The 23359-nt window shown below is 74.5% G+C and carries 18 protein-coding genes and 1 pseudogene; 6 read left to right on the forward strand and 13 right to left on the reverse strand.

Annotation, left to right across the window (positions count from 1 at the left end; genetic code table 11):
* Positions 1-204 precede the first annotated feature (204 nt).
* Together ACFOW4_RS00285 and otsB are read left to right on the forward strand one after the other, a co-directional pair.
* Complete coding sequence (locus tag ACFOW4_RS00285) at positions 205-1605, forward strand: trehalose-6-phosphate synthase (RefSeq protein WP_377523363.1); 1401 nt, start codon at positions 205-207, stop codon at positions 1603-1605.
* A 41-nt stretch (positions 1606-1646) separates the two neighbouring features.
* On the forward strand, positions 1647-4208 hold the full coding sequence (gene otsB, locus ACFOW4_RS00290) for a trehalose-phosphatase (protein WP_377523400.1): 2562 nt from the start codon (positions 1647-1649) through the stop codon (positions 4206-4208).
* 157 nt (positions 4209-4365) lie between these two features.
* Here the strand turns inward: otsB and cobA are convergent, their stop codons facing one another.
* From cobA to cobC, 3 genes are read right to left on the reverse strand one after another with little or no spacing between them, the layout of a single operon-like run.
* The gene (gene cobA / locus ACFOW4_RS00295) at positions 4366-5595 is read right to left on the reverse strand and encodes a uroporphyrinogen-III C-methyltransferase (protein ID WP_377523365.1); all 1230 of its coding nucleotides are present in this window, start codon (positions 5593-5595) and stop codon (positions 4366-4368) included.
* A 37-nt stretch (positions 5596-5632) separates the two neighbouring features.
* Positions 5633-6763, reverse strand: coding sequence for a nicotinate-nucleotide--dimethylbenzimidazole phosphoribosyltransferase (locus ACFOW4_RS00300; protein WP_377523401.1), 1131 nt, complete (start codon positions 6761-6763; stop codon positions 5633-5635).
* Positions 6763-7860, reverse strand: coding sequence for an Rv2231c family pyridoxal phosphate-dependent protein CobC (gene cobC / locus ACFOW4_RS00305; protein ID WP_377523366.1), 1098 nt, complete (start codon positions 7858-7860; stop codon positions 6763-6765). Before cobC ends, ACFOW4_RS00300 begins: the two co-directional genes overlap by 1 nt.
* A 121-nt stretch (positions 7861-7981) precedes the next feature.
* Between cobC and ACFOW4_RS00310 the strand changes: the two genes are divergently transcribed.
* Positions 7982-10114: a transglycosylase domain-containing protein gene (locus ACFOW4_RS00310; RefSeq protein WP_377523367.1), complete on the forward strand. Its 2133-nt coding sequence runs from the start codon at positions 7982-7984 to the stop codon at positions 10112-10114.
* 45 nt (positions 10115-10159) lie between these two features.
* On the opposite strand, the gene ACFOW4_RS00315 is transcribed toward ACFOW4_RS00310, so the two are convergent.
* Positions 10160-10729, reverse strand: coding sequence for a GNAT family N-acetyltransferase (locus ACFOW4_RS00315; RefSeq protein ID WP_377523368.1), 570 nt, complete (start codon positions 10727-10729; stop codon positions 10160-10162).
* On the reverse strand, positions 10726-12129 hold the full coding sequence (locus ACFOW4_RS00320; protein ID WP_377523370.1) for a cobyrinate a,c-diamide synthase: 1404 nt from the start codon (positions 12127-12129) through the stop codon (positions 10726-10728). The genes ACFOW4_RS00315 and ACFOW4_RS00320 overlap by 4 nt, the downstream gene beginning before the upstream one ends.
* A gap of 165 nt (positions 12130-12294) precedes the next feature.
* Here ACFOW4_RS00320 and ACFOW4_RS00325 point away from each other — a divergent pair, with 165 nt between their 5' ends.
* Positions 12295-13113 carry an SURF1 family protein gene (locus ACFOW4_RS00325; RefSeq protein WP_377523371.1) on the forward strand — a complete coding sequence of 273 codons (819 nt, stop codon included), beginning with the start codon at positions 12295-12297 and terminating at the stop codon, positions 13111-13113.
* Positions 13114-13168: 55 nt separating this feature from the next.
* On the opposite strand, the gene ACFOW4_RS00330 is transcribed toward ACFOW4_RS00325, so the two are convergent.
* The 5 genes from ACFOW4_RS00330 to ACFOW4_RS00350 form a co-directional block, all read right to left on the reverse strand.
* Positions 13169-14752, reverse strand: a complete 1584-nt coding sequence (locus ACFOW4_RS00330) for an ATP-dependent DNA ligase (RefSeq protein WP_377523372.1) — start codon at positions 14750-14752, stop codon at positions 13169-13171.
* Positions 14753-14845: 93 nt separating this feature from the next.
* A complete protein-coding gene (locus tag ACFOW4_RS00335; protein ID WP_377523373.1) occupies positions 14846-15052 on the reverse strand; it encodes a hypothetical protein in 207 nt (68 codons plus the stop codon).
* 77 nt (positions 15053-15129) lie between these two features.
* Positions 15130-16497 (reverse strand): dipeptidase, encoded by a 1368-nt coding sequence (locus ACFOW4_RS00340; RefSeq protein WP_377523374.1) that lies wholly within the window; start codon positions 16495-16497, stop codon positions 15130-15132.
* Positions 16498-16518: 21 nt separating this feature from the next.
* Positions 16519-17673 (reverse strand): M48 family metallopeptidase, encoded by a 1155-nt coding sequence (locus ACFOW4_RS00345; RefSeq protein ID WP_377523375.1) that lies wholly within the window; start codon positions 17671-17673, stop codon positions 16519-16521.
* Between the two features lie 78 nt (positions 17674-17751).
* Positions 17752-18369 (reverse strand): uridine kinase, encoded by a 618-nt coding sequence (locus ACFOW4_RS00350; protein WP_377523403.1) that lies wholly within the window; start codon positions 18367-18369, stop codon positions 17752-17754.
* A gap of 374 nt (positions 18370-18743) precedes the next feature.
* Between ACFOW4_RS00350 and ACFOW4_RS00355 the strand changes: the two genes are divergently transcribed.
* Positions 18744-19145, forward strand: coding sequence for a rhodanese-like domain-containing protein (locus ACFOW4_RS00355; RefSeq protein WP_377523404.1), 402 nt, complete (start codon positions 18744-18746; stop codon positions 19143-19145).
* 18 nt (positions 19146-19163) lie between these two features.
* On the opposite strand, the gene ACFOW4_RS00360 is transcribed toward ACFOW4_RS00355, so the two are convergent.
* From ACFOW4_RS00360 to ACFOW4_RS00370, 3 genes and pseudogenes are all read right to left on the reverse strand, one after another.
* Positions 19164-20705, reverse strand: a complete 1542-nt coding sequence (locus tag ACFOW4_RS00360; RefSeq protein ID WP_377523377.1) for a cobyric acid synthase — start codon at positions 20703-20705, stop codon at positions 19164-19166.
* On the reverse strand, positions 20702-21697 hold the full coding sequence (locus tag ACFOW4_RS00365) for a cobalamin biosynthesis protein (protein WP_377523378.1): 996 nt from the start codon (positions 21695-21697) through the stop codon (positions 20702-20704). The genes ACFOW4_RS00360 and ACFOW4_RS00365 overlap by 4 nt, the downstream gene beginning before the upstream one ends.
* A gap of 145 nt (positions 21698-21842) precedes the next feature.
* Positions 21843-22565: pseudogene (locus tag ACFOW4_RS00370) on the reverse strand (single-stranded DNA-binding protein).
* 310 nt (positions 22566-22875) lie between these two features.
* Between ACFOW4_RS00370 and ACFOW4_RS00375 the strand changes: the two are divergent.
* Positions 22876-23316 (forward strand): HPF/RaiA family ribosome-associated protein, encoded by a 441-nt coding sequence (locus ACFOW4_RS00375; RefSeq protein ID WP_377523379.1) that lies wholly within the window; start codon positions 22876-22878, stop codon positions 23314-23316.
* Positions 23317-23359: the final 43 nt, after the last annotated feature.

A 23359-nucleotide genomic window follows, 5' to 3' on the forward strand; every position in this document is an offset into this window, starting at 1 on the left:
GCGGCGCTTCGCCCACATCACCCCGCCCCAGCGGTACGCCGGCGAGCCGCGTGACCGTGTGGATCACGGGTTGTCGACAAGATCACGTCGAGGATTCGCCTAGCACGGGACGGGTAGGGAACTCCGGCACGGGGGACCAGAGGCCGCAGCTACGCTCAGTACGCTCATCGCGGTGGACCCGTCAGTACCCGGAGGTGGCCGATCGTGACCGTCCGTAGCTCCTTTGTCGTCGTGGCGAACCGATTGCCGGTCGACGAGGTGAGCACACCCGAGGGACGGCAGTGGCGACGCAGCCCGGGCGGGCTGGTCACCGCGCTGCATCCCGTCCTGGCCGAGCATCAGGGAACGTGGGTCGGCTGGGCCGGCGGCACCGGCGCCGCGCCCGAGCCGTTCGACCTGGAGGGCATCCGGCTGCACCCGGTGCCGCTCAGCGCCGAGGAGCTGGAGCGCTACTACGAGGGCCAGTCCAACGCGACGATCTGGCCGCTCTACCACGACGCGGTGGAGACGCCGGCGTACAAGCGCCGCTGGCGGGAGGCGTACCGCCTGGTGAACGCACGGTTCGCGGAGGCCGCGGCGGACGTGGCGGCCGAGGGCGCGACGGTCTGGGTGCAGGACTACCAGCTCCAGCTGGTGCCGGCGATGCTCCGGGAGCTGCGGCCCGACCTGCGGATCGGGTTCTTCCTGCACATCCCGTTCCCGCCGATCGAGCTGTTCATGCAGATGCCGTTCCGCACCGAGATCCTGCGCGGTCTGCTCGGCGCCGACCTGGTCGGCTTCCAGCAGCGGCTGGCGGCGCAGAACTTCGTCCGGCTGGCCCGGCACCTGCTGGGGCTGCGCTACGAGGGGCAGATGATCCAGGTCGACGGGCGGCAGGTGAAGGCCGGCGCCTTCCCGATCTCGATCGACACCCAGGAGATGGAGCGGATGGCGGCCGACCCGGCGATCCAGGCCCGGGCCAAGCAGATCCGAGCCGAGCTGGGCGACCCGAAGACGATCATCCTGGGCGTGGACCGGCTCGACTACACCAAGGGCATCGAGTTGCGCCTCAAGGCGTTCCGCGAGCTGCTCGCTGACGGAAAGCTGACAGTGCCGGACGCCGTCATGGTGCAGGTGGCCACGCCGAGCCGCGAGCGGGTCGAGCATTATCAGGCACTCCGGGTCAAGGTGGAGCGCGAAGTTGGTCGGATCAACGGGGAATTCGGCAGGGTCGGCGTGCCGGCGGTGCACTACCTGCATCAGTCGTACAGTCGCAGTGAACTGGCCGCGATGTACGTCGCTGCCGACGTGATGATGGTGACCCCGCTGCGAGACGGAATGAATCTGGTGGCCAAGGAGTACGTCGCATCGCGCGCCGACCAGGGTGGCGCGCTCGTGCTCAGTGAATTCGCCGGCGCCGCCACCGAGCTGCGCCAGGCCTTTTTGTGTAACCCGCACGACCCGGACGCGGTCAAGGACGCCCTGCTCCGGGCCGTGCACGTGGAGAAAACCGAGGCACGCCGCCGGATGCGGACAATGCAACGTCACCTACGTACCCATGACGTGGGGCACTGGGCCAAGTCGTTCCTCTCCGAGCTCGGGGCGACCGAGGCGGAGGCCGCGTGAACACGTCCGTCAACGACGGAGCGGCGACCGCCACCGGGGTGATGGACCCTGAGCTGCGCTCCGCCATCGGCCGGATCGCCCGGGTCCCCCAGCTCCTGATCGCCTGCGACTACGACGGCACGCTGGCGCCGATCGTGGAGGACCCGAGCACCGCCGTACCGCTGCCCGAGTCGGTGGCGGCGGTCCGCGCGCTGGCCGCGCTGCCGCAGACCACCGTGGCGGTGATCTCCGGCCGGGCGCTGCGCGACCTGGCCGCGCTCTCCCGACTGCCCAGCGAGGTGCATCTCGTCGGCAGCCACGGCTCCGAGTTTGACATCGGCTTCGTCGAGCGGCTCTCGCCCGAGCTGGTCGCCGTGCGCACCCAGGTCCGCAACGCGTTGCGCGAGATCGCCGCGGAACACCCGGGGATCCGGCTGGAACGCAAGCCGGCCAGCGTCGCGGTGCACACCCGGGGAGTCGACCCGCAGGTCGCCGCCAGGGCCATCGAGGCGGTCCGCAACGGCCCGGCCACCTTCGACGGCGTGACGGTGACCCAGGGCAAGGAGGTCATCGAGCTCTCCGTGGTGGCCACCCACAAGGGCACCGCGATCGACCAGCTGCGTACCCAGCTCAGCGCCAGCGCCGTGCTGTTCATCGGCGACGACGTCACCGACGAGAACGGGTTCGGCAACCTGCACGGGCCGGACGTCGGCATCAAGATCGGCCCCGGGGAGACCCAGGCCGACTACCGGGTGGCCGAGCCGATCGAGGCGGCCCGGGCGCTCGCGCTGCTGCTGGAGACCCGGCGGCACTGGCTCTTCGGTGAGCGGGCAGTGCCGATCGAGCGGCACTCGATGCTGGCCAACGGGCGTACCGTCGCGCTGCTCACCCCCGAGGCCAAGGTCAGCTGGCTCTGCCACCCCAAGCCGGACTCGGCGGCGATCTTCGCCGACCTGGTCGGTGGCAGCCCGGCCGGGCACTTCAGCGTGGCCCCCGAGCGGGGTGGCATTCCGCTCGGGCAGCGCTACCGCTCCGGCACCATGACCGTGGAGACCCGCTGGTCCGGGCTCACCGTCACCGACTGGCTGGACAAGCCGGCCCGGGAGACCACCCCCGACGGCCCGGCCGTGGTAACCGGCGACTCGACCCTGATCCGGGTGCTCACCGGCAACGGGCGGGTCCGGCTGGACTTCGCGCCCCGGCCCGAGTTCGGCCAGGTCGCCGTGCAGCTGCAACCGCTCGGCGACGGCCTGCTGGTGCTCGGCTCCAACGAGCCGGTCGCGCTCTACTCCCCCGGCGTCGAGTGGCAGGTCGGCAACGACGGTGGGAACGAGAACGCCAAGGCGATCGTCGACCTCTCCGCCGCCGGCGGGCAGATCGTGCTGGAGCTGCGCTTCGGCACGCACAGCCTGGAGCACCACCGCCTGCCGATCCACGAGCGGCAGGCGGCCGCCGAGCAGCCGTGGAAGGACTGGGTGGCCTCGCTGCGGCTGCCCAGCACCGCCCGCGACCTCGTCGCCCGTAGCGCACTGACCCTCAAGGGGCTGTGCCACGAAGCCACCGGCTCGATCCTGGCCGCCGCGACCACCTCGCTGCCCGAGGAGGTGGGCGGCGTCCGCAACTGGGACTACCGCTACTGCTGGCTGCGCGACGCGGCACTGACCGCCCGCGCCCTGGTCGACCTGGGCTCCCTGGAGGAGGCCGAGGCGCTGCTGCTCTGGGTGGACGGCTGCATCGAGCGCACCGGCGGTCACCCCGAGCGGCTGCACCCGCTCTACACCATCGACGGCTACGAGCTGGGCGCCGAGGCGGTCATCGACACCCTGCCCGGGTACGCCGGCTCCCGGCCGGTCCGGGTCGGCAACCTCGCCAACCACCAGCTCCAGCTGGACGTGTTCGGCCCGATCGCCGACCTGATCGCGGCCGTCGCCGACGCCCGCGGCTCGGTCCGCGAGGACGAGTGGCGGGTGCTGGACAACATGGTCGAGGCGGTTCGCCGCCGCTGGCACGAGCCCGACCACGGCATCTGGGAGGCCCGGCTGCCACCCCGGCACCACATCTTCTCGAAGGTGATGTGCTGGATGACCGTCGACCGGGCGCTGCACGTGATGCGCCAGCACGGCGGCGAGGACCGGCCGGAGTGGGTGGAGCTGCGCGACCGGATCGGCGCCAACGTGCTGGAGCACGGCTGGCACGAGGCGGTCGAGGCGTACAGCGTCGCGTACGGCGACGAGGACATGGACGCCTCGTCGCTGTGGATCGGGCTCTCCGGCCTGCTCCCCGGCGACGACCCGCGCTTCCTCTCCACCGTGCTCAAGATCGAGGCCGACCTGCGCAGCGGCCCGGTGGTCTACCGCTACCACTGGGACGACGGCCTGCCGGGCCGGGAGGGCGGCTTCCACATCTGCACGGCGTGGCTGATCGAGGCGTACCTGCGCACCGGCCGGCGTACCGACGCCGAGGAACTGTTCGCGCAGATGATCCTCACCGCCGGCCCGACCGGGCTGCTTCCGGAGCAGTACGACCCGCTGGCGGAGCGCGGGCTGGGCAACCACCCGCAGGCGTACAGCCACCTCGGGCTGATCCGCTGCGCTCTGCTGCTGGACAACATGCTCAAGCAGTAACCCCGCGCTGACGAGACGGCGGCCGGAGCGACGCGCTCCGGCCGCCGTCGTCGCCTTGCCCGCCGGGGTGGTGCCCCGTCCGCGCGTGGCACCGCGTCCGCCCGTGTGGCGCCGCGCGCGCCCGTTTGGCGCCCGCACGACACCGGACGCCGCGACCTCAGTTGTCGAGCGCGCCGACCACGTCGCCCACCACCACGACGGCTGGCGGGCGGATTCCCGCCGCCACGGCGTCGGCGGCGACCGTGCCGAGGGTGGACCGGAGCTGGCGTTGGGCACCGGTCGTGCCCTCCTGCACGACGGCGGCCGGGGTGTCCGGCGAGCGGCCGTGCGCAACCAGGGTGGCCGCGATGGCGGCCAGGTTCTTCAACCCCATCAGGATGACGAGGGTGCCGCGCAGGCCGGCGAGGGCGTCCCAGCGCACCAGCGAGGTCGGCGAGTCCGGCGCGACGTGCCCGGAGACCACGGTGAACTCGTGCGCCACCGAGCGGTGGGTCACCGGGATGCCGGCCGCGGCGGGCGCGGCGATCGAACTGGTCACCCCGGGTACCACGGTCACCGGCACGCCGGCGGCGGCACAGGCCAGCAGTTCCTCGCCGCCCCGGCCGAAGACGTACGGGTCGCCGCCCTTGAGCCGGACCACGAACGCGCCGGCCCGCGCCCGGTCGACGAGGATGCGGTTGATCTCCTCCTGGGCCCGGGACGGGCCGTAGGGGATCTTCGAGGCGTCGACCAGCTCGACGTCGGCCCGCAACTCGTCCAGCAGCAGGCCGGGCACCAGCCGGTCGGCCACCACCACGTCGGCCTCGGTGAGCAGCCGCCAGCCCTTCACGGTGATCAGCTCCGGGTCGCCCGGGCCGGCCCCAACCAGCGCCACCCGACCGCCAGCGTCAGGAGGGGGCCCTTCCTCTACCGCAGGCGTTAACAGGGGGCCCTTCCTTGCATCCAGGAGGTCGCGGATGGCGTCGCGGACGGTCATGGCCCGGCGCGGGTCGCCGCCGCCGAGCACCGCGACGGTCACCGGACCGTGCCGGGTCACCGCCGGCGTCCAGGCGGTGGCGGCCGTCCGGTCGTCGGCGCGGACACAGAAGATCCGGCGCTCGGCGGCGGCGGCGCTCACCGACGCGGCGGCGAGCGGATCGTCGACAGCCACCTGGACCAGCCAGGCACCGTCCAGGTCTCCGGGTGCGAACCGCCGCGCCGCCCAGTGCAGCCGCCCGGCGTCGACCTGGGCGCGCAGCGCCGGCATCAGCTCCGGCGCGACGAGCAGGACGTCCGCGCCGGCGTCCAGCAGCGCGGGCACCCGCCGGGTGGCGACCGCGCCGCCACCCACCACGACCACCCGCCGCCCGCCGAGCCGCAGGCCGAGGGGGTACGGGTTGGCGTTCACGCCGCCGCCGCGCTACCCAGCCGGAAGGTACGCCCGCTCACTTCTCGGCCACCCCGGCGGAGTCGAAGGTGGCCACCTCGTGCAGCACCCGGACCGCCCCGGTGACCACCGGCAGGGCCAGCAGCGCGCCGGTGCCCTCCCCGAGGCGCAGCCCGAGGTCGATCAGCGGGTCAAGGCCGAGGTGGCGCAGCGCGACCGTCGCGCCCGGTTCGGCCGACCGGTGCCCGGCGACCATGGCGGCCACCGCGTCCGGCGCGAAGGCCGCGGCGGCGAGCGCGGCGGAGACCGCGATCACGCCGTCCAGCAGCACCGGCGTGCGCCGGGCCGCCGCGCCCAGGATCAGCCCGGCCAGCGCGGCGTGCTCCAGACCGCCGACGGCGGCCAGCACGCCCAGCGGGTCGGCCGGGTCGGGGGCGTGCCGGGCCAGCGCGGCCCGCACCACCGCCACCTTGTGGGTGTACGTCGAATCGTCGACCCCGGTGCCCCGGCCGGTCGCCTGGGCCGGGTCGACCCCGGTGAAGGCGGCGATCAGCGCGGCCGCCGGCGTGGTGTTGCCGATGCCCATGTCCCCGGTCAGCAGGATCCCGGCGCCCGCGTCGATCAGCTCGTCGGCGATCCGCACACCGGTCTCCACCGCCGCGCGCGCCTCGTCCCGGGTGAGCGCGGCGGTCACCGCGAGGTCCCGGGTGCCCGGACGGACGTTCGCGGCCACCAGCCGCGGCACCGCCGGGTCGAGTGCGACCGGGTCGAGTGCGGCCGGGTCGCCGGCAGGACGGTCCGAACCGGCCGGCTCGTCGGCGGTCGGGGCCGGAAGCGGAGTGGCGACGCCGACGTCGACCACGGTGACCGACGCGCCGGCCTGTCGGGCGAACGCGTTGACCACCGCGCCGCCGGCCAGGAAGTTGCCGATCATCTGTGCGGTGACCTCCTGCGGCCAGGGGGTCACCGCCTGGGCGTGCACCCCGTGGTCACCGGCGAAGATCGCCACCGCGGCCGGCTCGGGAAGGGGCGGCGGGCACTCCCCGGCCAGGCCGGCGAGGCGTACCGAGAGCTCCTCCAGGGCGCCCAGCGAACCCGCCGGCTTGGTCAGCCGACCGTGCAGCTCGCGGGCGGCGGCCATCGCCGGCCCGTGCAGCGGTCGGATCGCCGCGATCGTGGTCTCCAGCATCATGCCTCCAGAATGTCGCCCAGTACCTCGGTGAACGCGTCGGTGGTGGCGCGGTCGCGCACCGCCACCCGTAGCCAGTCCGGGCCGAGCCCGGGAAACGTGTCGCCACGGCGTACCGCCCAGCCCCGCTCGCGCAGCGCCGCCCGGACCCGGGTCGCCCCGGGCAGGTGCAGCAGCACGAACGCGCTGGCCGGGCGCCCGACCACGCGTACGCCGGGCAGGTCGGCGAGGCGGGCGACCAGGTGGTCGCGGTCGGCGGCCAGTTGGGCGGCGACGGCGCGCTCCGCCTGGACCGCGACAGGGCTGGCGCAGGCGGACGCGGCCGCCAGCGCGGGCGTGGAGACGGCCCAGAGGGGCTGGACGGCGGCCAGCCGGGTCAGCAGCTCGGGGGCGCCGAGCAGGTAACCGATCCGCAGGCCGGCCAGCCCCCAGGTCTTGGTGAGGCTGCGCAGCACCAGCAGACCGGGCAGGTCGCGCCGGGCGGCCAGGGAGGCGGGCTCCCCCGGCGACCCCGGGGCGACGGTGGTGTCGGCGAACGCCTCGTCGACGACCAGCACCCGGCCCGGTCGGGCCAGCGCCGCCACGGTGGAAGCCGGATGCAGCACCGAGGTGGGGTTGGTCGGGTTGCCGATCATCACCAGGTCGGCGTCGGCGGGTACCCGGGCCGGGTCGAGCCGGAAGTCCTCGGCGGGGTCGAGCAGGACGCGGTGCACCTCGTGCCCGGCGGCCCGCAGCGCCGCCTCCGGCTCGGTGAACTGCGGATGCACCACGACCGGCCGACGTGCCCCACGCAGCGCCTGGGCGATCAGCACGAAGCCCTCGGCCGCGCCGGCGGTCAGCAGTACCTCGTCCGGGGTACGGCCGTGCCGGGCGGCGACCGCCGCGCGGGCCGGCGCGGGCTCGGGGTAGCGAGCGAGGTCGGCCAGCGCGGCGGTGATCGGGCCGGCCAGCCACTCCGGCATCGGCGCCCGGCGCACGTTGACGGCGAGGTCCACCAGACCCGCGCCCACCTCGGCGTCGCCGTGGTGTGCCAGGTCCGGCTTCCCGACGGCGACCGGCCCGGCGCCGGCTGCCGTTCCGTTCGGCTGATCACACATGTCCGCGATCCTGCCGGGAAGGTGGCCGGCGGGACAGCCGATCCGGGGTGGGACGCGTCACCACCCCACCGGTTTATGAGTTCTTCTCATGTCCGAATCGGAAATGTCATAACTTGGCCACGTGAGCACCCGACCCCTTGCCGCCGCTGGTCGCCTCCTTCCACTGCTCCGCGCCGGACTCATCGCCGGCATCGTGATCGCCGCCGTCGCGTACCCGCTGGTCGCCGTCACCGGCCTCGGCGCCAAGGCGACCGCGCACGCCGTGGAGCACAAGACCAAGTTGCTGACCAAAGCCCTGCCCGCCGAGACCTCCTACCTGTACGCGCCCGACGGCAAGACCGTGCTGACCATGTTCTACGAGGAGTACCGGCAGTACACGAAGCTGTCGGACATGTCGCCGAACATCCAGCAGGCGATCATCGCGGCCGAGGACTCCCGCTTCTACCAGCACCACGGCGTCGACCCAAAGGGTGTGGCCCGCGCCTTCGTGGCCAACGCCCGCTCCAGCGGCGTCTCCCAGGGCGCCTCGACGCTGACCATGCAGTACGTCCGGATGGCCCTGCGGGACAGCGCCAGCACTCCCAAGCAGGTCCAGGAGGCCACCCAGCAGACCAGCCTGCGCAAGGTCAAGGAGATGCGGATGGCGCTGGACCTGGAGAAGGAGATGAGCAAGGAGCAGATCCTGGAGCGCTACCTCAACTCGGCGTACTTCGGTCACCGGGCGTACGGCATCTACGCGGCCAGCGAGATCTTCTTCTCCAAGACCCCGAAGGACCTCACCCCGGTCGAGGCGGCCACCCTGGCCGGGCTGGTCAAGTCGCCGTCCGAGTACGACCCGGCCGACTCCGACCAAAAGGAGGCCACCGGGCGGCGCAACTACGTGCTGGACCGGATGAGCCAGCTCGGCTACCTCTCCCCCGACTCGGTGGCGGCGGCCAAGGCCCAACCGATCCAGCTGAAGCTGACCAGCCCGCCGAACGACTGCGCCTCCGTGCCGGAGAAGTACAACAGCTGGGGCTTCGCCTGCGACTACCTGAAGAACTGGTGGAGCTCGCAGCCCGCGTTCGGGGCGAACCGGCTGGAACGGATGGACAAGCTGCGCCGGGGCGGCTACCGGATCGTGCTCAGCATCGACCCGAAGATCCAGGAGGCGGCGGACAAGAACGTCGGCGCCAAGGAGGGCACCGGCAGCCCGTTCGCCAACGGCATCGTGGTCGCCGAGCCGGGCACCGGGCGGGTGAAGGCGATGGCGGTGAACCGGACGTACTCGCTGGACCTCAGCGAGAACCCGCAGAGTTCCAACCCGGAGGCCGACCCCAGGACGAAGGCCAACTACCCGAACACGGTGGCGCCGCTGCTCGGCGGCGGTGACCTGCCGGGCTACCAGGCCGGGTCGACGTTCAAGATGTTCCCGATGCTGGCCGCGCTGGACGCGGGGATGACGCTCTCCACCTCGTTCAACGCCCCGTACAAGTACAAGTCGGCCGTCTACGACGGGTGGGCGCCGTCCAACGCCAGCGGCGCGATGACCGGGCAGCAGACCATGTGGTCCGGCTTCGGCAAATCGGTCAACACGTACTTCGTGTGGCTGGAGGAGAAGGTCGGGGCGGACCGCGCGGTCCGGCTCGCCGAGCAGCTCGGCCTGCGCTGGCGCACCGACGTCGACCGCGAGCAGGCGTCGCCGGGCAAGGCGAAGAAGTGGGGGGCGTTCACCCTGGGCGTCTCCGACGCCACCCCGCTCGAGATGGCGAACGCGTACGCCGCCATCGCCGCCGACGGCCGCTACTGCGAGGCCATCCCGGTGCAGTCGATCTTCAACCGGGACGGCACCCCGGCCACGTACACCACCGCCGCCGGTATCCACCGCGAGGTGGCCAAGCCGCGCTGCCGGCAGGTGGTGAGCGCGGACGCGGCCCGGGCCGCCACCGACGCCGCCCGCTGCCCGACCGGCGACACCCCGGCGCGCGGCAGCTGCGGCGGCTGGTCCACCGCCGACAGCGTCCGGGGTACGGTCGGCCGCCCGGTGGCCGGCAAGACGGGTACCACGGACAGCACCCGGTCGGCCTGGTTCGTCGGCTACACGCCGGAACTGGCGGCGGCGAGCTTCATCTCCGACCCGGACAACCCGTTCAACGCCGTCGGTGACGGGCAGTCCCAGATCCCGATCGCCGCGGTCTCGGAGACCCTCCGCGACGCGCTCAAGGGTCAGCCCACCCGCCAGTTCACGCCACCGTCCGACGCCATCGTCGGCTGACCGCCACCGCACCGGCGCCGGGACCCACGCCGGGCCCGGCGCCGGTCAGCGCAGGTCGGCGGCCACGAACGACCAGAGTTCGAGATCGACCCGGCCGCCGCGGACGAAGCCGGCGTTGCGCAGCAGGCCCTCGTAGCTGAACCCGGCCTTCTCGGCGACCCGACGGGAGGCCAGGTTGCCCGGCGCCACCCGCAGCTCGACCCGCTGGAAGCCGTGCTCCAGGATCAGCGCGATGGCCACCGCGTCCACGGCCTCGGCGGCCAGCCCGAAGCCCCGCGCGTGCGGCGCCATCGCGTAGGAGATCTCGGTGAGCCGGGCACCCCAGTCGGTACGCCGGGTCCACAGCGTGCCCACAACCCGCTCGTCCTCCCGACGCACCACCGCGTAGTGGTCGCCCTCGCCGCTGTCGCGGCGCTGCCGCGCCAGCTCGGTGCACCAGGCGTGCCCGTCGATCGGCCCGGAGTCGTCCGCCAGGGGTAGCCAACGACGGGTCTGCTTGTCGGCGAAGATCTCCCCGGCCGCCGCCGCGTCCGCCGCGGTCATCTGCCGCACCTCGGTACGCGGGGTGGAGACGGTCAGCGCCGGGAAACGGCGCACCGCCACCTGACCGATCACGCCGGCACCCCACCGGGCTGCGCCGGCACGGCCTCACCCGCCGGCTCGGTCGCGGCGGCGGCGACCAGCCGGGCGGCGGTCTGCGGGTGCGCGGCCCAGTGCAGGGTGAGCTGCGAGGCGTGCACGTTGCGCCAGACGAAGCCCTCCGGCGAGCCACCGTCCCAGCTCCAGGCCGCACGCTGACCGGCCCGCGGGGTGAGCACCGCGCGGTGCTCCTTGTGCCCGACCAGCACCGTGCCCAGCGCGGCGACCACGCTGTCGGTCTGCGCGGTCGCCTCCCGGTAGCCCACCACCAGGCCGTCCCGGCTGGCGCCGACCGCGTCCAGCACCCCGCACATCGGCAGCCCGTCCAGTTCGCGGGCCAGCCACAGCAGGCCGGCGCCCTCGGCCACGACCGGACGCCCGGTGCGCGCCAGCTCGGCCACCGCGATGCAGAGCCGCCGGTTGGCCGACAACTGCTCGGCGTACGCCTCGGGCAGCGCGCCGCCTACGACCAGCGCCCGGGTGCCGGCGGGCAGCGCCTCGTCCCGCAGTGGATCGATCGTGACCAGCTCGGCGCCCGCGGCCCGCAGCAGCTCCGCCGTCTCCGGGTGGCTGAAGCTGCCGCCCGGCCCGCCGGCCAGCGCCACCAGCGGACGCTCCGCCGGGGCGGTCACCGCGCCGAGCGCCTCCTCCGGCGACCAGGCGGCGGCCGGCAGGTCCGGGGCCGAGCGGGCCAGCCCGAGCAGCCGCTCGAGGTCGACCGTGGCGGCCACCGCCTCACCCAACCGGCGGACCGCCCGGGTCGCCTCGGCGGACCCGCCGACCACCGGCAGCACGCCGTGCCGGCGCGACGGCAGCACCGCCGGCAGGTCCTGGCGGCGCAGCGCCCCGTAGACCGGCACACCCACCTCGTCGAGCGCCTCGCGCAGCATCGCCTCGTGCCGGGCCGACGCCACCCGGTTGAGGATCACCCCACCCAGCCAGAGCTGGTCGTCGTACGAGCGGAAGCCGTGCACCAGCGCGGCCACCGACTGACCCATCGCGGCCACGTCGACCACCAGCACCACCGGGCTGCGCAGCGCGGCGGCGGCAGCGGCGGTCGACTCCTGCTGCGGGCGGCCGGCGAGGCTGTCGTACAGGCCCATGCTGCCCTGCACCACGGCCAGCCCGGCCCCGGCGGCGCCGTGCGCGACCAGCGGGGCGAGCCGGTCCAGGCCGACCAACCGGGGGTCGACGACCCGGCCGGGCCGGCCGGCGGCGAGGCCGAGGTACGCGGCGTCGACGTGGTCCGGGCCGAGCTTGAACCCGGCGACGTCGACACCCCGGTCGGCGAGGGCGGCGAGCAGCCCGATCGCCAGCGCGTTCTTGCCGTGCCCGGAGGACGGCGCGCTGAGCACCAGACGCGGCACGACGGTCATCATCGACTCCTCGCGGACGGGTACGCGACGGCGGACCGGGGGCCCGGTCCGCCCGCGTGACGATACCCGGCCCGACCGACGGGCGAGCGCCGCCGAGCGGCCCATCCGGTCCGCCGCCGGCCGGTCGCGGTCAGTGGCCCCGGTCATACGGGTAGCCTCGTTGCCGTGTACCGGTTCCTGCTGAGCCCACGCTGGCTGGGCGCCCTCGCGCTGACCCTGGTCGCCGCCGCGGTCATGGTGCTGCTCGGCAACTGGCAGCTGGACCGCTACCGGGGCCGCACCGAGGTCAACGAGCGGATCGACGCCGGCGAGCGGATGGCGCCGGGGCGGCTGGCCGACGCGCTGCGCGCCCCCACCGGCGGCGCCGGCACGGTCGGTCCGGCCCCCGCCGACGACAAGGTCTGGACCCGGATCAGCGCCACCGGCCGGTACGACCCGACGAACACCGTCCTGGTCCGCGGCCGGACGGCGGACAGCCGGGTCGGCTTCGAGGTGCTCACCCCGCTGGTGCTCGCCGACGGCACCGCCCTGCTGGTGGACCGGGGGTGGATCCCGCCCGCGCCGGGTGGGGCGACCGCCCAGCCGCCGGTGCCCGCGGCACCCACCGGCGACGTGACGGTGGCCGGTCGGGTGCACGCGAGCGAGAGCGGCGCGGGCGCCGTGGACCGGCGCGACGGCCGGTTAGAGACACGGCGGATCGCCGTACCGCGGCTGGCCCGGGAGCTGCCCTACCCGGTGTACGGCGGTTACCTGCTGCTGGACGAGCAGACCCCGGCGGCCGACCCGGTCTTCAAGGCGGTGCCGGTCGGCCACGCCAACAACTGGCAGAACTTCGGTTACGTCGTGCAGTGGTGGCTCTTCGCCGTGATGGCGCTGTTCGGCTACGGCTGGGTGGCCCGTCGGGAGGCCCGCCGGGCCGCCGGCATCGGCACCCCGCGCTCGGTCGACCGGGCCGCCGAGCCGACGCCGAGCACACCCGCCTGACGGGTCGCACCCCACGTCCGACCCGCCGGTCGACCCGCGACCGGCCGGCGGCGGCTCAGTCGGTGCGCCGGCCGGCGTGGATGGCCCGGACCGCGTCGATGGTGTCGGCCTCGGAGGCGGGCTTGTCGTCGCGGTAGCGCACCACCCGGGCGAACCGCAGCGCCATCCCGCCCGGGTAGCGCGAGCTGGTCTGCACCCCGTCGAAGGCGATCTCCACCACCTGCTCGGGGCGGACCCGGACCACCCAGTCGCCGCGCTCGACGGCGAGGCCGAGGAACCGTTCGGTCTGCCAACGCAGCAGCTCGTCGGTGAGCCCCTTGAACGTCTTGCCGAGCATGACGAAGTCGCCGCTGCGCGGGTCGCGGGCACCGAGGTGCAGGTTGGACAACCAGCCCTTCCGCCGGCCGCTGCCCCACTCGACGGCGAGCACCACCAGATCGAGGGTGTGCCGGGGCTTGACCTTGACCCAGGCCGCGCCGCGCCGGCCGGCGTCGTACGGGGCGTCCGGTGCCTTGACCACCACGCCCTCCTGGCCGGCGTCGAGCGCGGCGGCGAACGCCGCGCCGGCCTCCTCCGGGCCGTCGACCTCCATCCGCCCGACCAGCAGCGAAGCGTCGACCGCGCCGGCGAGCGCGGCCCACCGGTCCCGGCCGGGCAGGTCGATCAGATCCTCGCCGTCGAGGTGCAGCAGGTCGAAGAAGTACGGCGTCAGCACGGTCTCGCCGGTGCTGGCCGCGGCGGCGAGCACCGCCGGGGCGACCGGGGTGCGCCCGGTGGTGCTCGGGGTGGTGCGGCGAGCGGCCCGACTGGAGGTCTGCTGGAACGGCAGCGGCCGGCCGGTCTGGTCCAGGCCGATCGCCTCGCCGTCGAGCACCAGCTCCCGGCCGGGCAGGGCGCGGACCGCCGCGACCACCTCGGGCACCCGGGTGGTGATCTCGTCGAGGCTGCGGGTGAAGACGGCGATGTCGGCGCCCGAGCGGTGCACCTGGATGCGGATGCCGTCGAGCTTCACGTCGACCACCGCCGGGGTGCCGGTCGCGGCCAGCGCCTCGTCGACCGAGGGGGCGCTCTGCGCCAGCATCGGCGCCAGCGGCCGGCCGACGCGCAGGCCGAAGCCGGCCAGCGCGGCGGCGCCGCCGTCGAGCGCGGCCATCGCCACGGCGCGCAGGTCGCCGGCAAGCAGCAGCGCACGGCGGACCGCCGCCACCGGGACGTCGGCGGCCCTGGCCACCGCGTCGGCCAGCAGCCCGGCCTGGGCACCCTGCCGCAACTCGCCGCTGAACAGGCCGGTGAGCAGGCGCTGCTCGTCGGCGGTCGCCGCTGCGTAGAGGGCGCCGAGCAGCGCCCGACGCCGGGTCTGCGAGCCGGTGCCGTGCACCGCGGCGATCTGCTCGACGGCCGCGTCGACACCCGCCACGGTCAGCGTCGGCTCCGCCGCCGGCGGGGGCAGGTCACGCAGGCTCGCGTAGCCCACGCCGGTCTGCCGCTGGCGCAGCTCACCCGCCAGATAGCCGGCACCCGCCTCGACCTCGGTCGGGTCGAGCCGGCGCAACGCGTCGGCGAGCAGCTCCACCTTGGCCCGCCGGCCGCTGGTGGCGGCGACGGCGGCGGAGGTGGCTGCCAGGTCGATGAACCGCACGGGCTTCATCCTGCCAGCCGCCCCCGACACCGCCCGGGCATTGCCGTGCCCGGGCGGTGTCGACACGGTGCCGCCGCCCGCGCCGGTGCGGGATCAGGCGGAGACGGGCTCCTCGATGCGCAGCCCACGGGAACGGACCTCGTCGGCCACCCGCGACAGCACCGAGTCGAGGGCGACCAGGGCGGTGGACAGCTCACCGAGCTGTTCCTTGAGCGTGTCCTCGGACCACGCGGAGACGTCGACGTCCCCCAGCGCACTGACGGCGGCCCCCAGGCGGGCCATCACCTCGTTCGTACTCATGTTCGAAAGGCTATAACAGCCGTGCGCCGGACACACCGCAAACTCCCAGATCAGGGCCGAAGTTACGGTTTCGACACTCAGGGCGTGTTTCGACCCGCCGCAGCCACCTTGCCCAGCAGCAGCGCCTCGGCGAGGCAGACCCGGGCGAACTCGCCCAGGTGCAGGCTCTCGTTCGGGCCGTGTGCCCGCGCGTGCGGATCCTCCACGCCGGTCACCAGGATCGCCGCCTGCGGGAACATCTCCTGGAAGGTGGCGATGAACGGGATCGAGCCGCCGACGCCGATGTCCACCGGGTCGGTGCCGTCCCAGGCGCCCTTGAACGCGGCCCGGGCCGCGTCGAACATCGGTCCGGTCGCGTCGATGACGCACGGGTTGCCGTCGTGCTCGAAGGTCACCGTGACCTGCGCGCCCCACGGGGCGTGCCGCTCCAGGTGGGTGCGGAGCGCGTCGTACGCCTTCTTCGGGTCGTCGCCCGGCGCGAGCCGGACGCTGAGCTTCGCCTTCGCCGACGGGACCAGGGCGTTGGGCGCCTCACCGGTGGCCGGCGCGTCGATGCCGAGCACCGCCAGGGCGGGCTTGGTCCAGAGCCGGTCGGTGATCCGGCCGGTGCCGATGAACCGCACGCCCTCGGCCAGCCCGGCCTCGGCGCGGATCCGGTCCTCCGGGTAGTCGACGCTGGCGCCCTCCCTGCCGACCAGCCCGTCGACGGCCACGTCGCCGGCGTCGTCGTGCAGGGTGGCCAGCAGTCGGACCAGCGCGGTCAGCGCGTCCGGGACGGCGCCGCCGAACATGCCGCTGTGCACCGCGTGGTCCAGGGTGCGGACCTCGACGAAGCAGTTGACGATGCCCCGCAGCGAGGTGGTCAGCGCCGGCACGCCGATGTCCCAGTTGCCGGAGTCGGCGATCACGATGACGTCCGAGGCGATCTCGTCGCGGTGCTCGGCGAGCAGGCGCTCCAGCGAGTCGGAGCCGTACTCCTCCTCGCCCTCGATGAAGAGCACCACGCCGACCGGCAGGGCGTCACCGTACGCGCGCAGCGCCGCCACGTGCGCCATGATGCCGGCCTTGTCGTCGGCCGCGCCACGGCCGTAGAGCCGGCCGTCGCGCTCCACCGGCTCGAACGGGTCGGACTCCCACAGCGCCCGGTCGCCCACCGGCTGCACGTCGTGGTGGGCGTAGAGCAGCACCGTCGGCGCGCCGGGCGGGGCCGGCTTCCGGCCGATCACCGCGGGCTGACCGCCGGAGCGCACGATGTCGACGTCGAGGCCGCAGCCGCGCAACAGCTCGGCGACCGCCTCGGCGGAGCGCTCGACGTGCGAGTGGTCGAAGCCCTCGAAGGCGATGCCGGGAATGCGGACGAGGCGTTCCAGGTCGGCCCGGACGCCGGGCATCTCCCGCTCGACGGCGGCCCGCACCTCGGACTCGGACAGGATCGGTGTGGTCATGACCGGCATCGTATGCCGGCCTTACCGGAACGTGCCGGGCGAGCCCGCGTCACCGCCCTCGGACGCCGTACCCCCGCCGTTGGTGGTGTCGCCCGCGCCGGGTGCGGTCCGGCCGGCGCGGCGGGCCCGGCCGGCGGCCTCGGTCGCGGCGTCCATCCAGGAGCGTGCCCGACCGGCGCCGCCACCCACCCACTCGCCCACGTCGGCGGCGCCGTCGCCCAGCCGGCGCAGCAGCCCCACCAGCGGGTCGGTGGATGTGCCGAACGCCTCCCGGTACGACTCGGCCGCCGCCCGGATCTCCTCGGAGACGCTGGTCGCGCGGTCGTCGTCGCGGCGGGGATAGTCCCCGCCGAGCACCCGCCCGTACGCCCCGGAGTCGATCCACTGCCGCAGCTGGCCGGCCCGGGCCACCGGCGTCGGGTGGGTGCTCCACGCGGTCATCCGGATCTTGTGCAGGCTGTCCCGCAGGTCGCCGCCGCCGGAGTACTCGGCGGCCTGCTCCAGGAAGGCGGTCGTGTCGATCTGGGACAGGTCTCCCCCACCGGCGAGCTTCATCAGCAGCCGCAGCGCGGCGGCCGGGTCCTGACCGGCGAGCAGCCCCGCCCGGTCGGCGGAGAGTTCCGCCTTGCGCCACCACTCCAGCATGGCCGCGATGATGGCCCGCAACGCGAACGCGCCGACCGGCAGCCAACTGAGGTTCGCCGCCCAGCGGGTCAGGATCATGAGCATGGTCTTGTACACCGCGTGGCCGCTGCCCACGTGCCCCAGTTCGTGACCGAGCAGGCAGCGCAGCTCGTCCTCGTCGAGCTGCGGGACGCAGGCGGAGTTCAGCACGATGAACGGCCGTTCCAGGCCGACCGCCTCCGCGCCCAGCCAGGGCGACTGGGTCACGTACAGCTCGGGCAGCTCGGCCACGTCCAGCGTCGCGGCGGCCTCGGTGTAGCGCTGCCAGACCGCCGGGTACTGCCGGTGGTCGACGCGGATGCCGGACGCCAGCACGGAGAGCCGGAAGCCGCGCTCGTTCCACATCCCGAAGAACGTCCGCACCACGTCGTCGAAGCCGCGCAGCTCGCGGAGCGCGACCAGGGCGCCCCGGTCGGCGGGATGCTCCCAGGCTCGGGAGCTGATGCCGGTGAGGGTGGTCCGGCGCCGCGCGGGCGTCTCCGCTGCCGACATGGTGGCTCCTTCGTTCGCCGTACCGACCCTGCCTCGCATCGTGCCGCAGCCGGTCGCCGGCGTCCATGGCCGGACGGGTCAGCAGATCCGCAGGTAGTACCGGTCGGCGTCGTGCGGCAGGCCGGGCGCCCCGTCGACGCGCAGGTCCGCGTGCGCGGCCGTACCGTCGGCGGCGAAGTGCGCCCGCTCCCCGGCGTGCCAGCGGCGCAGCTCGGGCAGGATCTCCGGGCCGTCCCGGGCCACCGCACGGGCCAGCCGCAGCGGCGCCGGCGCGGTGACGAGGACGGCGAGGGTCAGCTCCGGGCGCACCGCCGCCCGTGCGGCGCTCACCCCCTCCAGGATCAGCACCGGCGTGACCGGCACCGGCACCGGGCGGGGCAGGAAGGCCCGCCGCACCCAGCTGTATCGACGGTAGGCGCCGGGCCGCCCGGCGCGCAGCGGCGCCAGCACCCACTCCTCCAGGCGGGGCCAGAACGTGAGCTGGTCGTCCCAGCCGTCGAGCAGGTCGTCGGTGTGCACCACCGGCGGTGGGGCGCCGCCGGGCAGCGCGGCGAGGGCGTCCGCGAGCCGCGCCGCGAACCGGCTCTTGCCCGCGCCGCTCGGCCCGTCGACCGCGACGAGCCGGGTCCGCCCCAACCGCGCCGGGCCCGCGAGCACCCGGCGGGCCAGCTCGGGGTACGCCTCGAACACCGCCACCGGGTTCGTCGCGACCGCGTCGGGCTCCGTGGTCACCCCGGTCGGGCAGGCGGGGACGGCGAGTTCGCGCACGGCAACCAGCATGGCCCACCCGGGTATGGGGCTGTCTGTCGGCGTCCGCAGCGTGATCGCGGGCACGACCCACCCCTGCCAGGGCACCTGACGGACGGTCCGCTCGGTTTCCTGGAAACCGGGCTATCCCCGCGCCCGCAACACCTCGATTTCAGGCAAACCGTGTCGATCATGGCTCGTACGTCGGGGCGCGCCGCCCCTTCACGTCCGGGGGAATCGGGGCGGGGACGGGTGACGCCCGGCCCGTTCGCCGGGCGGAGCGGAACGGGACTGGGCATGATCGGGAGGTGCTCCGAGACGTGATGAGCCCCGGTATCGACGCCCTGCTGGAGCAGGCCCGCGCCGGGCTGCACCGACTGACTCCACAGCAGACCGTCGAGGCGGTCCGCGGCGGCGCGCTGCTGGTCGACACCCGCTCCGACGGGCAGCGCCGGGAACAGGGCAACCTGCCCGGGGCGATTGTCATCGACCGGACGGTGCTGGAGTGGCGGCTCGACCCGGCCAGCGCCTGGCGGATCCCGGAAGCCACCGGGTACGACCGGGAGATCGTGGTGGTGTGCCGGCACGGCTACAGCTCCAGCCTCGCCGCCGCGAGCCTGCAGACCCTCGGGCTGCGCCGGGCGACCGACATGATCGGCGGCGTCCAGGCGTGGCTCGAGGCCGGCCTCCCCATCTCCGACCGCCCCGCCGACATCCGCTATTGACCCCCGCCCCCGCAGGGGTCAGAGTCTGGGGGCTCCCGGGGGGATGAAGGGAAGGCCGGGGGGTGCGCCGGCCTCGATGAGGCGCCACAGCGCGGCGGTGTCCAGGTGCTCCTCAACCAGGTCGCCGAGCAGGTCGAGCGAACGCTCCCGGACGGCGGCGAAGGCGGTGGCCGGTGCCACCCGGAAGCCGGTACGGCCGGCCAGCCGGGCCGCCTCGGTCAGGAACCAGCGACGGAACCCGTCGGACTCGAAGGCGCCGTGCCAGTGCGTGCCGTGCACCGCGCCGAGCACCGCGCCCTCGCCGACGCCGTCCGCGCCGGTCAGCAGTGGGGCCAGCGCGGGGTCGGTCTGCGAGACGTACCCGTGGTGGATCTCGTAGCCCCGCACCCGCAGGTCACCGGCGGCGACGCCCTCCGACTGGCGGACGGTCTTGCGCGGGTCGAAGGTGATCTCGATGGGCAGCAGGCCGAGGCCCGGCACGCTGCCCCGCCGGCTCTCCACCGGATCGTGGATGGCCCGGCCGAGCATCTGGAAGCCGCCGCACAGACCCAGCAGCGGCCTGCCCGCCGCCGCGTGGGCGAGGACGGCGTCGGCCAGGCCGGTCTCGCGCAGCCAGGCCAGATCCGCCACGGTCGATTTGGAACCGGGCAGGACGACCAGGTCGGCGGCGGCCAACTCGGCCGGCTCGACGGTGAGGCGTACCCGGACGCCGGGCTCGGTGGCCAGCGCCTCGACGTCGGTGGCGTTGCTGATCCGGGGCAGTCGGACCACGGCCACGTCGAGCCACTCGGTGCCGTGCGGGGCGGCCGGACGGCCGAGCACCCGGCCGTACGCGAGGGAGTCCTCGGCGTCCAGCCACAGGTCCAGCGCCCAGGGCAGCACCCCGTACGTGGGGCGGCCGGTGACCTGGTGCAGCATGTCCAGCCCCGGCTGGAGCAGGCCCCGGTCCCCCCGGAACTTGTTGATCACGAAGCCGGCGATCAGCGCCTGGTCGGCCGGGTCGAGCAGGGCCACGGTGCCGAACATCGAGGCGAAGACACCTCCCCGGTCGATGTCGCCGACCACGATGGCGGGAAGCCCGGCGTGCCGGGCCAGCCCCATGTTGACGTAGTCGCCGGCCCGCAGGTTGATCTCGGCGGGGCTGCCAGCGCCCTCGCAGATCACCACGTCGTACGCCTCCCGCAGCTCGGCCAGCGCCGCGTACGCGGTCTCGGCGAGCCGGGGGCGCAGGTGACGGAAGGTGCCGGCGGTGATCGTGTCGACCGCCTCGCCGAGCAGCACCACCTGGCTGGCGAGGTCACTGCCCGGCTTGAGCAGGACCGGGTTGAAGCGCAGGTCGGGCGCGAGCCCGCAGGCGGCGGCCTGCATGGCCTGGGCCCGACCGATCTCTCCGCCGCGCCCGTCCGGCCCGACCACCACCGCCGAGTTGTTCGACATGTTCTGCGCCTTGAACGGGGCCACCTTGACGCCCCGGCGGTGCAGCCACCGGCAGATGCCGGCGGTGAGCACGCTCTTGCCGGCGTCGGAGGTGGTGCCGGCGACCAACAGCCCGCCGCTCACCGCCCCCTCCCCACCCGCGCCACCCGCCGGCCAGCCGCCGCGAGCAGCCGTCCGACGGTCAGCGGGTACGCGGCGGCCAACCCCACGGCGGCCAGCCCGACCGCGCCGGAGATCCGGGCGGCCCGGCGCAGGTGCCGCGCCTCCGGACGGGGCCCGTCACCGAGAAACGGACGCACCTCGGAGCGGCCGAAGTAGACGTTGCGGCCACCGAGCCGGACCCCGAGCGCGCCGGCCATCGCCGCCTCGCACTGGCCGGCGTTGGGGCTCGGATGGTCGTTGCGGTCCCGCCGCCACACCCGCCAGGCCCGCCCCCGGTCACCGTGCGCGACCGGCGCCACAGCGATGGTGAGCAGCCCGGTCAGCCGGGACGGCACCAGGTTGAGCAGGTCGTCCAGCCGAGCGGCCGGGGTGCCGAACCGGGCGTAGCGCGCCGACCGGTGCCCGACCATCGCGTCGAGGGTGTTGGCCGCCCGGTAACCGAGCAACCCGGGCAGGCCGGCGACGGCCCCCCAGAGCAGCGGGGCGACCACCGCGTCGGAGGTGTTCTCGGCGACCGACTCGACGGTGGCCCGCGCCAGCTCGGACTCGTCCAGCGTCGACGGGTCCCGACCGCAGAGGTGCCCGAGGCGCCCCCGCGCGGCGGGCAGGTCACCGTCGCGCAGCGCCCCACCCATCACCGTGGCCTCGTGCCGCAGGGTGCGGCCGCCCAGCACCGTCCAGGTGCCGGCGGCGACGAGCACCGCGCGGGCCACCGGTCGGCGTCGGGTGACCGCCGTGGCGACCGCTCCGAGCAGCACCGGTGCGCCCACCGCCAGCGCGGTGAACGCCGCGCCGGCTGCCCGGTCCGGCCGGTACATCCGCCGTTCCAGGGCGCCGGCGGCCTGCCCGAAGCCGGCCACCGGATGCCACCGGCGCGGGTCGCCGAGCAGCCTGTCCAGCGCGTACCCGGCCAGCAGCCCCACCGCGTTCGCCACCGGCGCTTCCCGTCGCACCCACACCACCTCCGGCCGGCCAGCCTAGACGAGCACCCTGGGTCCCACCTCGAACGGCGGGAGCCCGCCGTCGGCGAGCGTCGCGCGGGGTGACAACGCCGGCCGCGTCGCCACCCCGCCCCCGTCGTGACGCCCGCCGGCCCGGTCACGCGGGTTGGGGCACCCTCCGGCCACGCCGCCCCCGCCCGGACGGCACGGGCTCCGGCTGGCTCTCGTCCGGCACCGGGTCCAGGTCGTCGTCCTCCGGATCGCCCAGCTCGGGCAGGGAGCCCAGCTCCGCCGGGTCCTCGCCGTCCTCCGCAACCGCGGCCACCATGTCGTCGGCGGCGTAGGGCTGCTCCCGCCCGGTCCGCGACGCGGCGAAGTCGGGCAGCTCGAACTCGTCGTCGAGTGGACGGTCGTCGGGCAGGGTGGGCGCCTCCCCTGCCGGCACCGGCTCGGTGGGTTCCCCGTGCACCCGGCCCTCCGCCTCCGCGTCCTCGACGGTGCTGGTGGTCATGCTCGGCCGGTTGCGCAGGAACCGGGCCCGGCCCCGAGAGAGGTCGTGGCCGACCGCGACCGCCTAAAGCTCGTAGAGGGTGCGGTGGTTGCCGGCGTCGTCGGTCCAGTCGCGGGTGTAGAGCCGGCCGCAGACCACCACCGGATCGCCGACCATCACCGAGGCGGCCACTCCCTCGGCGAGCTTGCGCCAGCAGTTGGCGCGGACCCGCAGGCTGTTGCCGTCGAGCCAGCGACCGCTGTCCCGGTCGAGGCGCCGGGCGGTGGAGGCGACCTTGAAGTTGGCCACCAGGGTGTTGCTCTGGGTGGTGCGCCGCCACTCCGGCGCGGTCAGCACGTTGCCGACGATCGTGACGTAGGTGTCGAACATCGTCCCTCCAGGGGATCGGGGGCTTGCCAGCGCGAGTCGACTCGGCACCGAGCCTGCGGCGGCGGCGCCCCCGGACGCCAGCGGCCCACCCCGACCTGTGGACGACGGGCCCACCTGTGGACAACGCCCTGATCACGCTCGGTCTGTGCTACCGCCGACGTGACGAACCGGACTCGGGCGGTTCCGGATCGCACCCGGCTGGGTATGGACTTGATCAACCGCACCGACGACAACACGACGTCGAACGAGAGGTCAGCGCCATGATGATCACCACCATCGACCCCGCACACGTCCCCGGCCCGGTGCGACGATGAGCGCCGTGGCGAACCCGGCCACCGCCGCCGAGTGCCTGCGCGTGGGCGCCGGATTCTCGCAGGGCGACCGCAACTGGATCGCCGAGCAGTTCGCCACCCTCGACGCCCGGCTGGCCAGTTTCCACGCCGACGCCACCGAGATCGAGGTGTCGGTGAAGGACCGGGAGGCGCGGGGGCAGAAGGTCACCCTGGAGTGCTGGATCGCCGGCCGACAGAAGATCGTCACCACCTCCGCCGAGGAGGACCTGCACGCGGCGCTCAACGACGTCCGTGACGACCTGCGCCGACGACTGAACGACGCGAAGACCCGGCAGGAGCCTCGGCACAACAAGCACCTGCGCGACGTCGGCCACCCGGAGGGCGTGGTCGACCAGACCGAGGACGAGACCGGCCTGCCTGCCGCCGACCCGAGCCGCGCAGACGCCGAGACCGCCTGAGCCGTACCCGTCCGCCCCGACCGGCAGGTGCGGCCGGCCGGGG

It is taken from the genome of Micromonospora sp. GCM10011542 (genome assembly GCF_042650685.1).
Classification (GTDB): domain Bacteria; phylum Actinomycetota; class Actinomycetes; order Mycobacteriales; family Micromonosporaceae; genus Micromonospora.